This window comes from Alcanivorax sp. HI0083, from assembly GCF_001635175.1.
Genome location: NZ_LWFX01000388.1, coordinates 1 through 639, shown reverse-complemented (window position 1 = coordinate 639; position 639 = coordinate 1). Strand labels below are relative to the sequence as shown.

At 61.3% G+C, this 639-nt stretch carries 1 protein-coding gene; it reads right to left on the bottom strand.

What is annotated here, in order from left to right; genetic code table 11:
• Positions 1–639, bottom strand: a 639-nt coding sequence (locus tag A3754_RS04020) for a class I tRNA ligase family protein (RefSeq protein ID WP_156496765.1), incomplete at both ends; no start/stop codon positions are given.

Here is a 639-nt window from a genome sequence, read left to right as displayed (position 1 = left end):
GCTGCGGCGACCATAGTCGTCGCTGACTTTCTGGATGGTTTCGTGGGTCTTGCGGCGCAAGGCCTTGCCTGCGTCGTCCAGTACGTTCAGGTCCAGTGTGCCGGCATTACCGGCTTCCACATGTTCGGCCACCAGGCGCCACAGGCGCTTGATAAAGCGGAAGGCGCCTTCCACGCCAGCGTCGTTCCATTCCAGAGATTGCTCCGGCGGCGCGGCAAACATCATGAACAGGCGCACGGTGTCGGCGCCGTATTCTTCGATCATTTGCTGCGGGTCCACGGTGTTGCCCTTGGACTTGGACATCTTGGCGCCGTCTTTGAGCACCATGCCCTGACACAGCAGTTGCTTGAAGGGCTCGTCGCAATTCACCAGCCCGGTATCGCGTAGCAACTTGTGGAAGAAGCGCGAGTAGAGCAGGTGCAGGATGGCGTGCTCGATGCCGCCGATGTACTGGTCCACGGGCAGCCAGTAATTGGTGGCGGCCGGGTCCAGCATGGCGGTGTCGCTCTGCGGTGAGCAGTAGCGTGCGTAATACCAGCTGGACTCCATGAAGGTGTCGAAGGTGTCGGTTTCACGCAGGGCGGGCTGACCGTTGAAGGTGGTCTTGGCCCACTCCGGGTCGGCCTTGATGGGGCTGTT